Below are 14,421 nucleotides of genomic sequence, written 5' to 3' on the forward strand. Positions count from 1 at the left end.
TTGATGGAGTTGAAGCACTTGCGCGCCTTTGTGGTGCTCGCCCAGGAACTGCATTTCGGCCGGGCAGCGGCGCAGCTGTCGATCGTGCAGCCGGCGTTGAGCATGCAGATCAAGTTGCTGGAAAGCGGCCTGGGCGTGCGGCTGCTGGATCGAAATCGCCACTCAGTGACACTGACCGAAGCAGGGCGGGCGTTCTTGCCTGAGGCCCAGGCCACCTTGCACCAAGCGGCGCGGGCGGCAGATGCGGCGCGGGCGTCCAACCGGGGTGAAATCGGCCGGGTGCGCCTGGGGTTTGTGTCCTCGGTATTGCCGCAATTGCTGCCGCAGCTTATCCGCGCCGTGCACCAGAGCTACCCGCGTATCGAACTGGAACTCAAGGACATGCCCGGTCCTGACCAAGCCGCCGCGTTAAAGAATGGCCAGCTGGATTTCGGCTTGATGCGCCTGCCGGCCGCCCATCCTGGCGTGCAGACCCGTGCGGTATTGCGTGAGAGTTTTTGCGTGGCGCTGCCGATCGATCACCCTTTGGCGGCCCTGGAATCCATCCAGCCCGTCGACCTGCTCACGTTGCCGGTGTATATCCTCGCCAGGCGTTACGCGCCGGGATTCTACGATGAGTTTATCCAGGCAGTCGGCATGCCCTTGGACATCGCCAGCGAACTGGGTGAGTTCACCACCATGCTCGCGCTGGTCTCCGCCGGGTTGGGCATCGGCGTGTTGCCGCAACAGGCGGCGCGGGCGCTGCCAGTCAATTGCGTGTCGCGGCCTTTGCAATTGGGTGGGTTTCAGGCCACCACGGGGCTGGCCTGGACCGAATTGGACAGCGCGGTGAAAACCACGTTGTTCAACCTGATTGTGGAATTGTTTGGCGAGTGATTGTTTCATTGGGTGAAATGCTGGATTGTAAATCCTGGTGATTCCATCGATCAGGGCAGCGGTGGAGTATGCGTGGCGTCAACCCCCCACCTTCGGAGCCTCTCATGTCCCAGCCTGCGATCAAGCTTTATGGTTTCCCCTTGTCCGGCCACTCCCATCGGGTCGAACTGATGTTGTCGCTGCTGGGCCTGCCCAGTGAATTTATCCTGATCGACCTCAAGCAAGGCGCGCAGAAAGCGCCGGACTTTATTGCCAACCTTAACCGCTTCGGCCAGGTGCCGGTGATTGATGACAACGGCACGGTGCTGGCGGACTCCAACGCGATTCTGCTGTACCTCGCCAACCAATATGGCCACGGCCAGTGGCTGCCGACCGATCCTGTCGGCCAGGCTCGCGTACAGCGCTGGCTGTCGGCTGCTGCCGGCCAACTGCACGCCGGGCCCGCTGCTGCGCGGCTGGCGTTGGTGTTTGGTGCTGAGGTCGATACCGTTACGGCCATCAGCCGTTCTCATGCGCTGCTTAAACTGGTGGAGGAGCAACTGAGCCAAAGCCGCTTTTTGGTCGGCGCGCAGCCGAGCATTGCCGATGTAGCGTTCTATACCTACGTGGCCCACGCGCCGGAAGGCAATGTGTCGCTGGCCGACTACCCTCATGTGCGTGCCTGGCTTGCCAGCATCGAGGCGTTGCCAGGGTTTGTCGGCATGCCGCGCAGCGCCGTGGGTCTGCAATCACAGTAGTGTTCAAGAGGCGTGCCGATGGATCGATTTCATGAGATGCAGGTGTTCCTGGCGGTGGCCGAGGAGGAGGGTTTTGCCGCGGCTGCGCGGCGCCTGAAAACTTCGCCGCCCAGCGTCACCCGAGCGATTGCCGCCATGGAACAGCGTATCGGCACGCAGTTGCTGGCACGCACCACCCGCAGCCTGCACCTGACCGAAGCCGGCCAGCGTTACCTGGAGGATTGCCGCCGCATCCTTGCCGAGCTGGATGAGGCCGAGGAAGCGGCGGCGGGCAGCTATTCCATCCCCGGCGGCCACCTGACAGTCACCGCGCCGGTGCTGTTCGGCGAGCTGTATGTGGCGCCGGTGCTGGGGGATTACCTGGACCGCTTTCCCTTGGTGAATATCAACGCCTTGCTGGTCGACCGCGTGGTCAACATGACCGACGAGGGCGTCGATGTGGCGGTGCGCATCGGCCATCTGCAGGCGCCGGGGCAGCAGGCCATAAAGGTCGGGGAAGTGCGCCGCGTGGTGTGTGCATCGCCCGGTTACCTCGACCAGTACGGCCGTCCGCAGCGGCCTGAGCAACTGTGTGAAGCCAAGATCGTCACGTCATCATCCAGCCAACTGGTGAGTGAATGGGCGTTCGTCGACGCCGGGCAGCCATTGACGGTGCCCATCGAGCCGCGTCTTGTAGTCACGGCGAATAATGCGGCGATCAACCTCGCGCGCCTGGGCTGGGGCATGACGCGTGTGCTGTCCTACCAAGTCGCTGCAGCGGTGGCGGCGGGGGAGTTGGAAATGGTACTGGAGGATTTTGAACCAGCACCGCTGCCGATCCAGGTGGTGTTCCAGAAAAGCGGTCGTGTAGCGGCCAAGGTCCACACCTTTGTGGATTTCCTCACCCATCGCCTCGGGCAAGACGCAGCCTTGAACCCGGCGATGAAGCAGCGCGGTTGATGGAACGTTATCGCGACATGCAGCTGTTTGCAGCGCTGGCTGACCAGCCCAGCCTGGCTTCAGCGGCGTGCCACGCTCACGTCTCCGGGCCGACCCTGATCCGCGCGGTCGCACGCCTGGAAGCCCGCCTGCGGTTGCCGTTGTTGCAACGCAGCACACGCGGCGTGAGCCTGACCGCGGCGGGCAGCGCGTATATGGCCGACTGCGTGCGGTTGCTGGCGGCCGTCGATACCGCCGAAGCTTCGGCCAAGGGCTTGCACGTGCAGGCCCAGGGCAACTTGCAGGTGTTCTTGCCGTTTCTGTTCAGCCGTTATGTGATGGCGCCGGTATTGGCCAGCTACATGGACAGCTATCCCGACATGCGTCTGGTGGCGCGCTACCACGACTACTACCCGAACCTGCACGAAGAGGGGCTGGACGTGGCGATCCTGGTGGGCGAATTGCCCAGCTCATCGCTGATCGCCCGGCCGGTGGGGCAGGTGCGGCATATCCTGTGTGCCAGCCCCGGTTACCTTGCCGCCCATGGCGAACCTCGATATCCGAACGAGCTTAAACAGCATCGCCTGATTGCCAGTGCCGACCCGGTGGCCTGGGATTTTCAAGGCTGCCAGCTCAAGGCCCGCGCGCGCTTGAGCTGCGCCACCGTGCAAGGCGCAATCAATGCCGCGGTGCAGGGTGCAGGGGTGATTCGTTGCCTGAGTTACCCGGTTCACCAGCACTTGCTGGACGGCCAGTTGCGCCGTGTGTTGCCCGACTTCGAACCGCCGCCGTTGCCGGTGCATGTGGTGTACCGCGAGGGCCGCAACGCGCCGATGCGCGTGCGCAGTTTTGTCGACCACTGTGTGGCAGTGCTGCGTGAGCATCCGGCATTTCAGCCGGTGAAATAGTGGATTGCCCAGTGTGGGCATTCTCACCTTGGCAGGCGGGGCGCAGCATGGGCACATCCAACCTGAGGTGCTCACCATGAACCCCGTCGAACAATCCCCATGGCACGCTGGCGAACGGCACCTGCAAGCAAGCGCTGGCGCGGCTGAGCGCATGGCCGTGGTCGGTCTCAAGGTGATTCGCGATCACTTGCCGGAGCAGCATCGGGACTTTTACCCGCTGTTGCCGTACCTGATGCTCGGTGTGGTGGATGCCCAGGGGGTTCCGTGGGCAACGATGCTTGAAGGTGCGCCGGGGTTTGCACATTCACCCGACCCACACACCTTGCAGGTCGACAGCTTGCCGTCCAAGAACGACCCGGCTCTGGGTGGCTTGCACCCCGGCGCCAGCGTGGGCCTGCTCGGCATTGACCTCAATACCCGACGCCGCAACCGTATGAACGGCCGCCTTGGCAGCCTGGACCACGACGGCTTTTCGGTCGACGTGGTGCACACCTATGGTAACTGCCCCAAATACATCCAGCTGCGGCCCGTTGACGGCATCGCCCGCAAACCCGGCACCACGGTCGAGCGCCTCACCGGCCTGGACGCTGCGGCCCAAACGCTGATCCGCAACGCCGACACCTTCTTTGTCGCCAGCTACGCCGACGTGGACGGCGCACGCTCGGTAGACGTTTCCCACAGAGGCGGTAACACCGGGTTTGTGCGGGTTGAAGGCAACGTACTGACCATCCCGGATTTTGCCGGCAACCTGTTCTTCAATACCTTGGGCAATTTGCAGCTCAACCCGGTGGCGGGCTTGCTGTTTATCGATTTTGAGTCGGGCGATGTGTTGCAGGTTGCCGGGCGTACTTCGCTGATGCTTGATGGGCCTGAGGTCGCCCGTTTCGAGGGTGCACAACGCTTGTGGACGGTGACGGTGGAGCAGGTCATACGCCGCCCGGCAGCATTGGCGTTGCGCTGGCAGAACTGATCGTTCCCACGCTCCGCGTGGGAATGCCGCCCCGGACGCTCTGCGTCCCGATGTCAGCGCATATGTGAGCCTTGTGAGCAGTGACGCGGAGCATCACGGGATGCATTCCCACGCAGAGCGTGGGAACGATCAGTCAGCGAAATCAACGCGCAAAAGGCAGGGCGCGCCGCCTCGGACGCTCTGCGTCCCGATGTCTGCGCATTGGTGAGCCTTGTGAGCTGTGACGCGGAGCGTCACGGGATGCATTCCCACGCAGAACGTGGGAACGAGCACAAAGGGCAGGGCGCGCCGCCGTGTTGGAGAGCCTCACGCGCCTGCTGCTGTTTACCGGCAGCTGCGCGGATGAAATCTGCTACCCGCTGGGGTTCAAGGCCCCGGCGTATTTCAGCCGGTTTTTCCTTCGTTATGCGCAGGTGACGCCCGGGGAGTATCGGCTGCGGCAGTCGGGCTTGGGTTGACATTCCAGGCGCCGCCCAGAGCCGTGTACAGGTTCACCTCCGCCACCAGTTGCGCCAGCCGATCGACAATCAACGCCTGCTGCGAACTGAATAACGAACGCTGCGCATCGAGGAACGTCAGGTTGCTGTCCACACCGCTGCGGTAGCGGTGCTGGGCCAGGTCGTAATAGGCCTGGTTGGCCGCGACGAAATCCCGTTGCGCGTCCAACTGGTCGTTAAAGGTCTGCCGGGCGGCGAGGCCGTCGGCGACTTCCTGAAACGCCGTCTGGATCGATTTTTCGTACTGCGCCACCGTAATGTCTTTTTGCAGTTTGGCGTAGTCGAGGCTGGCACGCAGGCTGCCGGCGTTGAAGATCGGCAGGTTGATTTGCGGCTGGAAGGTCCAGGTGCCCGCGCCGCCCTTGAACAGCCCCGACAGCTCCTTGCTGGTGCTGCCGGCGTTGGCGGTGAGCGTCACCGACGGAAAAAACGCCGCCCGCGCCGCGCCGATATTGGCGTTAGCGGCTTGCAGCTGGTATTCGGCCTGGAGGATATCCGGGCGCCGTTGCAGCAGGTCGGAGGGCAAACCTGCGGGCAGACGCGCCACCAGGTCGTCGGCGAGTGGGCGCGACGGCAGGCTTTCATCCACCGGGCCGCCCACCAGCAGGGCGAGGCTGTTGACGTCCTGGGCGACCTGGCGCTCATAACGGGCCACGCTGGCGCGGGTGCTTTCTACCGCCGTACGGGCTTGCACCACGTCCAGGGCCGAGGCCTTGCCTGCAGTTTTGCTGCGGCTGGTGAGCTGCCAGCTGTGGTCGTTGGCGGTCAGGGTTTGCTGCGCCAGGGTCAGCAGCTCCTGGTCGGCGCGCCAGGTCAGGTAGGCGTTGGCGACGTTGGCCACCAGGCTCAGTTGCGCGCTGCGTCGCGCCTCTTCGGTGCCCAGGTACGTGAGCATCGCCTGCTCACTGAGGCTGCGCACGCGCCCGAACAGGTCCAGCTCATACGCACTCAGGCCCAGGGTGGCCGAATAGTTGGAAGTAATCGCCGACTTGCCGGTGCCGGTCACATTGCCCGGTACCTTCTGACGTTTGCCGGCGCCCGTGGCGGATACCGCCGGAAACAGGTCCGCCCGCTGGATGCGGTACTGCGCCTGAAACGCCTGCACATTCAGCGCCGCTACCCGCAGGTCGCGGTTATTGGCCAGCGCTGCGCCGATCAGCTGTTGCAGCACCGGGTCGTGGAACAGCTGCTGCCAGTCCGGCTTGACCGCCACAGTGCCAGCCTGGGCCTGGCTGTAGACCCCGCCCTGTGGGTACTGCGTCGGCACCGGCGCCGCGGGCCGCTGATACTCGGGGATCAGCGAGCAGCTGCCGAGCATCCAGGCCATGCCAACGGTGGTGAGGGTGAATTTTTTCATCAGGCGCCAACCATCCATTTGGCCAGGCCATGGCGCCCACTCACGCCCAGCTTGGCGGCGGCGCGCTTGAGGTAGGTTTCGATCGAGCTGTTTTTAACGCTGAGTTTTTCCGCCATTTGCGGCACGGTGCCGCCGGTCAGCAGGCCCAGGCACACCTCCTGCTCACGCGCCGACAGGGTGATGTCGCTGAGGGACAAGCGCTTGTAGAACTCGCGCTGCAAGTGTGACTGCTCCAACTGGTTGTGGGCCGGCTCAGCCTGACTGTGCGGCGCCTGGCGCAGAATCTGCGCATGCCGTTCCAGCAACGGCAACAGGGTGTCCGACAAGCATTTGAGAAACGACAGTTCTGCCAGGGAAAAGCCTTGTTGGGTCGGCGGGCGGTAAAACGAAATCACGCAGCGTCGGTTGCCCTGGCGCGACACCAGGTTGCATTGGTGCGAGGTGCCGCGCGGGTGTGCGCTGTTGGCCTTGGCCTTCATCTGGATCAGCAACGGGTCTTGCATGCGCAGCATTTCGCGCAGCAGCGGGTGGTCATTCAATGCATGCACGGGCTGGGGCGCCGGCAGGTGTTTTTTCAACCCGGCGCTGCCCAGCAGTTGGATATCGACCGCGCTGTCACGCAGTTCGTCGAGGGTCCATTCACTCAGGTCGACCAAATGAATCGGCACCCATTTGTCCACCAGATGCAGCATGTTGGCGGCGAAATTTTCCTGGCCGCTGTTTGAAATCAATTCACCCATTTCGGCGTAGAACTGCGGGCTGTGGGCGCCGCCAATAGTAGAAGTCAGACTCATAGCCATCTCATCCTTGATGTCGAAAACCGTCAACGGGTGCCCTGGGTCTGTGTGGGGCCGCCCGTACTCCTTGAACGTGACTCTTCTTTAACGTCATCGGCGTCCGAGATTTTATTTAGCCATAGCGATTTATCCTACGTATGTAGCGGAAACGAGGGACACAAGCTGCCATAAAAACCACGTCATTAATTCGACGTTTCACACAAGGTTTTCCGCCTACGAAAAGCCGTTGCTAAACATTAGCGGTTTTTAACTATCTGATATTTGAGATAAAAATAGATTATTCGAACGCGTTTTAAAAACCTGACTACGGCCAGATGTAGCCAATTTCCTACAGCGCTTTAATCGTTTCAGCAGTCAACCATCAGCCAAGCCCGTTTCCACCCATTTGGATGTCCGGGTTTCGGGTGACAGACACCCTCGGAGCTGCATGCTCAAATCCGGCAATTTTGGCGAAATGGGCCTTTGCGCGGCCGTGCCTGACTCCTATTGAGAAGGATCTTATGAAGCATTCCCCAAGCTTCCCCCTGACTGCCGCCCAGCAGGACATCTGGCTCGACCAACTGCGAGCGGGCGACTCGCCGCTGTACAACATTGGCGGCTATATGGATTTTGCCGGCCCCTTGGTGCCGGAACTGATCCAGCGCGCCGTCGAGTTGCTGGTGGCCAAGCACGATGCCTTGCGCATCCAGTTGCACACCGACACCGACGGCTTGCCTCGACAGACCTTCGACGCTGCGCTGACAGTGCAGGTACACCGGCACGACTTCTGCGCATTGGCAGACCCAGAGGCCGCGAGCCAGGCGCTGATGCACGCGCAAATGGCCCGGCCCTATGCGCTGAGTGGCGAACCGCTGTTCCGGTTTTTTTTGGTCAAGCTCGATGACGATCACTACCACCTCGGTATCCAGGCCCATCACCTGATTCTCGATGGCTGGGGCTTTGGCCAGCTGCTGCAATCCCTGGCCCGCTTGTACACCGATCTCTTACAGGGCCAGCCACCGGAGCCGTTTGCACCGTCGTATATCGACTTTATCGACACCGACCAGCGTTACCAGGAATCGGCCCGTTACGCCCGCGACCGCGCCTATTGGCTGGACAAATACCAGGTGTTGCCCGAGCCGCTGCTGACCCCGCGCCTCAATGCCCCGGCGCCGAGCAACACCTGGGTGGAGCCGTTTCCGGTGGCGCTGCTCAACCGCATGGAACAGGTCGCCAACCGTTACCAGGCCTCGACGTTCCACGTATTGCTGGCGGCGCTGTATGTGTATTTCACCCGCACCAGCCAGCGTGATGAATGGGTGGTGGGGCTGCCGATCCTCAACCGTTCCAACGCACGTTTTCGTTCCACCGTGGGCTTGTTCGCCCAGGTCAGTGCAGTGCGTTTCCAGTTCGATGCGCAGTTGCCGTTCAGCGCCGTGGTGCGCGGTGTGCGTGACCAGCTCAAGCAGGATTTTCGCCACCAGCGCTTTCCTCTGAGCGAGATGAACCGTGAGCTGGGCCTGCGTCGTACCGATCGCGGCCAGTTGTTTGACTTGTCAGTGTCCTTTGAGCAGGACGATCACGACCTGCGCTACGGCCAGGTCCAGGCCCGCGCGGTCAAGGTCTCCAACCACCACGAGCTGCTGCCGATTGCCTTCCACCTGCGCAGCAACCGTTACCAGGACACCGCTTGCCTGCATTGCGTGTACAACGAGGCGTGGTTTCGCGAGGACGAGGTGCAGGGGTTGGCGCAGCGCTTTACCTGGCTGCTGGAACAGGGGTTGGCAAATACCGCGTTGACGCTGGCTGAATTCGTGTTGGTGACGCCGGCCGAGCAGGCCCGGTTGCAGCAGTGGAATGCCAGCGCACAAGCGCCTGCCAGCGCACACACCTTGCACCGGCGCATCGAGGCGCAAGCGGCGCGCACGCCCGACGCCATCGCGGTGGTGCATCAGGGCCGGCAATTGACCTACGCCCAGCTCGATCGACAGGCCAATGCCCTGGCCCACCAACTGCTCGAACACGGCGTGCAGCCGGACGACCGCGTGGCGATTGTGGCGCGGCGCGGGCTGGACACCGTGGCCGGGTTGCTGGCGATCCTCAAGGCTGGCGCCTGCTACGTGCCGGTGGACCCGGCTCACCCGGCCGAGCGCCTGAACTACCTGCTGCACGACAGTTCACCGGTGGCGGTGCTGACCCAGCACGACTTACTGGCGCGCTTGCCGATGCTCGACGTGCCGATAATTCGTTTGGACCTGCCGACCCATGGCCGCAGCGATAGCCCATCCGTGGCGGTCACGCCGTCGAACCTGGCGTATGTGATCTACACCTCAGGCTCCACCGGGTTGCCCAAAGGCGTGATGGTCGAGCACCACACCGTGTCGAACCTGGTGGACTGGCACTGCCGCGCCTTCAACCTGCACGCGGGCAGCCATACGGCCAGCGTCGCCGGTTTCGGTTTTGACGCGATGGCCTGGGAAGTCTGGCCGGCGTTGTGCGTGGGCGCGACCTTGCACCTGCCGCCGGCACAGGACGATGCCCAGGACATTGACGCGCTGCTCAACTGGTGGCGTGCGCAGCCGTTGGACGTGTGCTTTTTGCCGACCCCGGTGGCCGAGTACGCCTTCAGCCAGCGCCTGCAACACCCGACCTTGCGCACCCTGCTGATCGGCGGCGATCGCCTGCGCAGCTTCAGCCGCGCACAAACCTACGACGTGATCAACAACTACGGCCCAACCGAAGCCACCGTGGTCGCCACCTCCGGGCGCGTCGAGGCGGGCCATGCGCTGCACATCGGCGCGCCGATCGACAATGCCACGGTGTACTTGCTCGATGAACAGCAGCGCCCGGTGCCGATTGGCGTGGCGGGGGAACTGTACATCGGCGGCAAAGGTGTGGCGCGGGGTTACCTGAACCAGCCTGAACTGAGTGCCGAGCGCTTTGTGGATGACCCGTTCAACCAGGGCCGGATGTACCGCACCGGTGATCTGGTGCGCTGGCTGCCCGACGGCAACCTTGAGTACCTGGGCCGCAATGACGACCAGGTGAAAATCCGTGGCGTGCGCATCGAACTGGGGGAAATCGAGTCCGCGCTGGCCAGCCATCCGGCGGTCCAGGCAGCCGTGGTGCAGTGTCGCGAGGGCCAGTTGTTGGCTTGGTTTGTCGCCCGGCACAGCGTCGAAATCGAAGCGTTGCGTGCCCATCTGCAAGCCTCGCTGCCTGATTACATGCTGCCGGCGGCCTATGTGCAGTTGCACGCGATGCCGCTGACCGCCAACGGCAAGCTCGACCGCAATGCGCTTCCCGCGCCCACGCAGCAAGCCTTTGTCACGCGCCAGTTCGAGGCACCGTACGAAGGCGCGGAAACCCTTCTGGCGCAGATCTGGGCCGAGTTGCTGCAGGTGCAGCAGGTGGGGCGCCATGACCATTTCTTCGAACTGGGCGGCCACTCGCTGTTGGCGGTGCAGTTGGTGCAGCGCATGCGCCAGGCCGGCTTGCATGCCGATGTCCAGGTGCTGTTCGGCCAGCCGACACTCGCCGCGTTGGCGGCGGTCAGTGGCGGCAGTGAGGTACAGGTGCCGGGCAATCGTATTGCGCCCGGTTGCAGCCATATCACGCCGGACATGCTCGCACTCGCCGAACTCGACCAGCCGAGCCTGGATCGTATCGTCGCCGGCATCCCCGGAGGCGCGGCCAACGTGCAGGAAATCTACCCGCTGGCGCCGTTGCAGGAGGGCTTGCTGTACCACCACCTCACGGACGAGCGCGACCCCTACCAGCAACATGCGCTGTTCAGTTTTGCCCGTCGCGAACAGTTGGACGCGTTTGCCCAAGCGTTGCAGCAGGTGATCAACCGTCACGATATCCTGCGCACCAGCCTGGTATGGGATGCACTTGAACAGCCGATGCAAGTGGTGTGGCGCCAGGCGCAGTTGCGCGTCGCGCCGCTGCACGATCAGCACCCACCGCTGGATCTGCGCCAGGCGCCGTTGATGGCACTGGATTACGCCGAGGAGCCGCACAACCAGCGCTGGGTCGCCAAGTTGCGCTTCCATCACCTGGTTAACGACGCCACCTCGACCACCGTACTGGTGGATGAAATTCGCGCCCACTTGCTGGGCCAGCAGGCGCAATTACCGGCGCCGGTGCCTTACCGCAACGTGGTCGCGCAGGCCCGTTCGGCCGCGCGCCAGGCGGCCCATGAAGCGTTCTTCCGTGAACGCCTGGCAGACGTCGACGAGCCGACCCTGGCGTTCGGCTTGCAGGAACGCCAAGCCAATCGCGCGGAAATCGAAGCGGCCGAACGGCCCCTGGCAGACGCCCTCAACCTGCGCCTGCGCGCCCAGGCGCGAGCGCTTGGGGTCAGTGCCGCCAGCCTGTTCCACCTGGCCTGGGCCCAGGTACTCAGCCGGGTCGCGGGCCGCGATGATGTGGTGTTCGGCACCGTGTTACTGGGCCGTTTGCAAGCCGGCGAGGGCGCTGACCGAGCCTTGGGCATGTTCATCAACACCTTGCCGCTGCGCGTGCGCCTGGCCGGGCAAAGCGTGGTCGCTGCACTGGCAGACACCCATGCGCAACTGAGCGCCCTGGTCGCCCATGAACAGGCATCCCTGGCCCTGGCCCAGCGTTGCAGCGGTGCCTCGCCGCTGTTCAACAGCCTGCTCAACTACCGGCACACGGCGGCGGACAGAGACCTGAACCTGGTGCCGGGCATTGCCCTGCTCAGCAGCGAAGACATCCTCAGTTACCCGCTGATGCTGACGGTCGACGACATCGCCAGCGGCTTTCGCCTCACGGCCAAGGCACCGCGCAAGGTCGGTGCCGAGCGGTTGCTGGATTATCTCGAGACGGTGTTGCATGGCCTGGCGGAGGCCCTTGAACAGGCGCCGACCACACCGCTGCGCGAGGTACAGGTGCTGCCGGCCAATGAACTGAAAACGTTGTTGCTGGACTTCAATGCGACCCACACCGACTACCCCGAAACCCTTACCGTCCAAGCTCTGTTCGAAGCCCATGCGCGGCATAGCCCCAACGCCATTGCGGTGCAGGCTGGCGAGCAGCAATTGACCTACCGCGAACTCAACGAGCGTGCCAACCAGCTCGCCTTTTACCTGCGTGAGCGCGGTGTCCGGCCGGATTCGCGTGTGGCGCTGTGCGTCGAGCGCGGGCTGGAGTTGGTGGTGGGTTTGTTGGCGATCCTCAAGGCGGGTGGCGCCTATGTGCCGCTGGACCCTGGCTACCCGCGCGAACGCCTGGCCTACATGCTCAACGACAGCCAGCCTGTCGCGTTATTGGTGCATGCGGCCACCCGTGACTTGCCCGGCGAGGTGTCGGTTCCCGTCATCGACTTCGATCGCTGCGCCTGGAACCAGGCGCCTTTCGGTAACCCGTTGGTACCCGGCTTGAGCGTCGCCAACCTGGCCTACGTGATGTACACCTCCGGCTCTACCGGCACGCCCAAAGGCGTGATGATCGAGCATCGCGGCTTAAGCAACCTGATGCACTGGGGCTCCAAACTGTGCCCGAATGCCGAAGGTGGCGCCTTGTTGCAACGTGCGCCGTTCAGCTTCGATGGCTCGGTGTGGGAACTGTTCTGGCCGCTGACCAATGGCATGCGCCTGGTGCTCGCACGGCCGGATGGGCACCGTGAACCTGCGTACCTGGCTCAGGTGATTCGCGAGCAACAGGTCAGCGTGATCAAGTTTGTGCCGGCGATGTTGCAACAGTTCCTGGAGCTGGAAGAATCCGCGCTGTGTACCAGCCTCACCGATCTGCTGTGTGGCGGCGGCGAACTCACTGAAGCCCTGGCCCGAGGCGTGCAGGCGCGCTTGCCCAATGTGCGCTTGCATAACGTCTACGGCCCCACCGAAGCCACGGTGGACAGTAGCGCCTGGACCCTGGAGCCCGGCGCCGCCGTGCCGGCCGTGCAACTGCCGATTGGTCGGGCGATCAACAACACCCGCCTGTATGTGCTGGATGAGCATGACACGCCGGTGCCCATGGGCGTCAGCGGCCAACTGCACATCGGTGGCGTCGGCGTTGCGCGGGGTTACCTGGGGCTGGAACAGATGACCGCCGAGCGCTTTATCGACAGCCCGTTTGTGGCGGGAGATCGGCTGTACCGCACCGGCGATCTGGTGCGTTACTTGCCCGATGGCAACCTTGAGTTCCTGGGGCGCAATGACTTCCAGGTCAAGCTGCGGGGCGTGCGCCTGGAGCTGGGCGAAATCGAGTCACGCCTGGCCGCGCACCCGGCGCTGCGGGACGTGGCGGTGCTGATTCGTGATGAGCGTTTGGTGGCGTACTTTACCTTGCGTGGGCAAGCGCCAGGCCTGGAAGCCTTGCGTGCGTATGTGCTGGAACAGTTGCCTGAATACATGGTGCCGGCGGCCTTTGTGCAGCTTGATGAACTGCCGCTTAACCCGGCTGGCAAGCTCGACCGCAAAGCTTTGCCGGAGCCCGGCTTGGAGGCGGTGGTGAGTCGCGCCTATGAGCCACCGGTGGGTGAGGTGGAAACCCTGATGGCGGGCATCTGGGCCGACGTGTTGAAGCTTGCGCGGGTAGGGCGTCACGACCACTTCTTCGAGCTGGGCGGGCATTCATTGCTGGCGGTGACCCTGGTGGCGCGGATGCGCAAGGCTGGGTTGGAGGTGGATGCGCGCACCCTGTTCAGCCAGCCGACGTTGGCGCAATTGGCCGCCTGCACCACTGCCCAGGTACAGCGCGTGGAAGTGCCGCAAACCGCCATTCCCCAGCTCAACCGCCGCCGCCGGATCTGATCGTGCACACGCGTGGGACCGATCTCAAAAGGCCAAATGCGGACAAATGTGGGAGCGGGCTTGCTCGCGAAAGCGGTGCATCAGTTACAGATAAGTTGACTGACCCACCGCATTCGCGAGCAAGTCGAATCATCGCACCGCCGCTCCCACAGGGTTAATCGTGTTTATTCAGCGCGATGTTTTGGCGGGATTCAGGCACTCGATAGAGCGGTCCACCGTGGTCTTGGCTACCTCCAGCAAATGCCACACCGCCAGAATCTTCGCCCGCTGGGGGCTGGCCAGCAGATCACCGCAATTGAGCGCGGTCGCTGAAGCGCTGTCGAGCAAGCTGGCGGTGTAGAGCAGGGCATCTTCGAAGCTCAGGTCTTCGATTTGAACACTTTTGGAGGGCAGGTAATGGTCGATGGCGCGATTGAAGGCGGCGCGGTCTTTGGTGGTGTTGCGAGGAGGATCTGGAACAGTTTTTTTATGATGTAACTCCACATGGTTGGAGCTGACACCCGTCGCGACTAAACGAGAGTGGCGGCTGTACGCAGGTTAGTCGACCGGCCACATGGAAAACCGGCGCACCCGAAGGTGCCCTACGCACAGCCACCATAAAAC

Annotated in this window: 9 protein-coding genes and 1 pseudogene; 7 read left to right on the top strand and 3 right to left on the bottom strand. The window is 63.2% G+C overall.

The window, feature by feature from the left end; translation table 11 throughout:
• Positions 1-3 precede the first annotated feature (3 nt).
• The 6 genes and pseudogenes from K0H48_RS20405 to K0H48_RS30860 all read left to right on the top strand — a co-directional run.
• Positions 4-876 carry a LysR family transcriptional regulator gene (locus K0H48_RS20405; RefSeq protein WP_219268881.1) on the top strand — a complete coding sequence of 291 codons (873 nt, stop codon included), beginning with the start codon at positions 4-6 and terminating at the stop codon, positions 874-876.
• Positions 877-980: 104 nt separating this feature from the next.
• Positions 981-1,613, top strand: coding sequence for a glutathione S-transferase family protein (locus K0H48_RS20410; protein WP_219268882.1), 633 nt, complete (start codon positions 981-983; stop codon positions 1,611-1,613).
• An 18-nt stretch (positions 1,614-1,631) separates the two neighbouring features.
• Positions 1,632-2,552: a LysR family transcriptional regulator gene (locus tag K0H48_RS20415; protein WP_219268883.1), complete on the top strand. Its 921-nt coding sequence runs from the start codon at positions 1,632-1,634 to the stop codon at positions 2,550-2,552.
• The gene (locus K0H48_RS20420) at positions 2,552-3,439 is read left to right on the top strand and encodes a LysR family transcriptional regulator (protein WP_219268884.1); all 888 of its coding nucleotides are present in this window, start codon (positions 2,552-2,554) and stop codon (positions 3,437-3,439) included. The genes K0H48_RS20415 and K0H48_RS20420 overlap by 1 nt, the downstream gene beginning before the upstream one ends.
• Before the next feature lie 76 nt (positions 3,440-3,515).
• Positions 3,516-4,409 (top strand): pyridoxamine 5'-phosphate oxidase family protein, encoded by an 894-nt coding sequence (locus tag K0H48_RS20425; protein ID WP_219268885.1) that lies wholly within the window; start codon positions 3,516-3,518, stop codon positions 4,407-4,409.
• Positions 4,410-4,702: 293 nt separating this feature from the next.
• Positions 4,703-4,867, top strand: a pseudogene (locus tag K0H48_RS30860) (helix-turn-helix domain-containing protein); the annotation flags it as partial.
• Here K0H48_RS30860 and K0H48_RS20430 read toward each other — a convergent pair.
• Together K0H48_RS20430 and K0H48_RS20435 are read right to left on the bottom strand one after the other, a co-directional pair.
• Complete coding sequence (locus K0H48_RS20430) at positions 4,794-6,263, bottom strand: efflux transporter outer membrane subunit (protein ID WP_219268886.1); 1,470 nt, start codon at positions 6,261-6,263, stop codon at positions 4,794-4,796. The pseudogene K0H48_RS30860 and the gene K0H48_RS20430 overlap by 74 nt on opposite strands.
• Positions 6,263-7,057, bottom strand: a complete 795-nt coding sequence (locus tag K0H48_RS20435; protein WP_200434027.1) for a helix-turn-helix transcriptional regulator — start codon at positions 7,055-7,057, stop codon at positions 6,263-6,265. Before K0H48_RS20435 ends, K0H48_RS20430 begins: the two co-directional genes overlap by 1 nt.
• Before the next feature lie 503 nt (positions 7,058-7,560).
• On the opposite strand from K0H48_RS20435, the gene K0H48_RS20440 reads away from it, so the two are divergent.
• Positions 7,561-13,818 (top strand): non-ribosomal peptide synthetase, encoded by a 6,258-nt coding sequence (locus K0H48_RS20440; RefSeq protein ID WP_219268887.1) that lies wholly within the window; start codon positions 7,561-7,563, stop codon positions 13,816-13,818.
• Between the two features lie 168 nt (positions 13,819-13,986).
• On the opposite strand, the gene K0H48_RS20445 is transcribed toward K0H48_RS20440, so the two are convergent.
• Entirely contained in the window at positions 13,987-14,301 is a 315-nt protein-coding gene (locus K0H48_RS20445) for a hypothetical protein (RefSeq protein ID WP_219268888.1), read from the bottom strand.
• Positions 14,302-14,421 lie beyond the last annotated feature (120 nt).

The organism is Pseudomonas sp. Xaverov 259, from assembly GCF_019352915.1.
Classification (GTDB): Bacteria; Pseudomonadota; Gammaproteobacteria; order Pseudomonadales; family Pseudomonadaceae; genus Aquipseudomonas.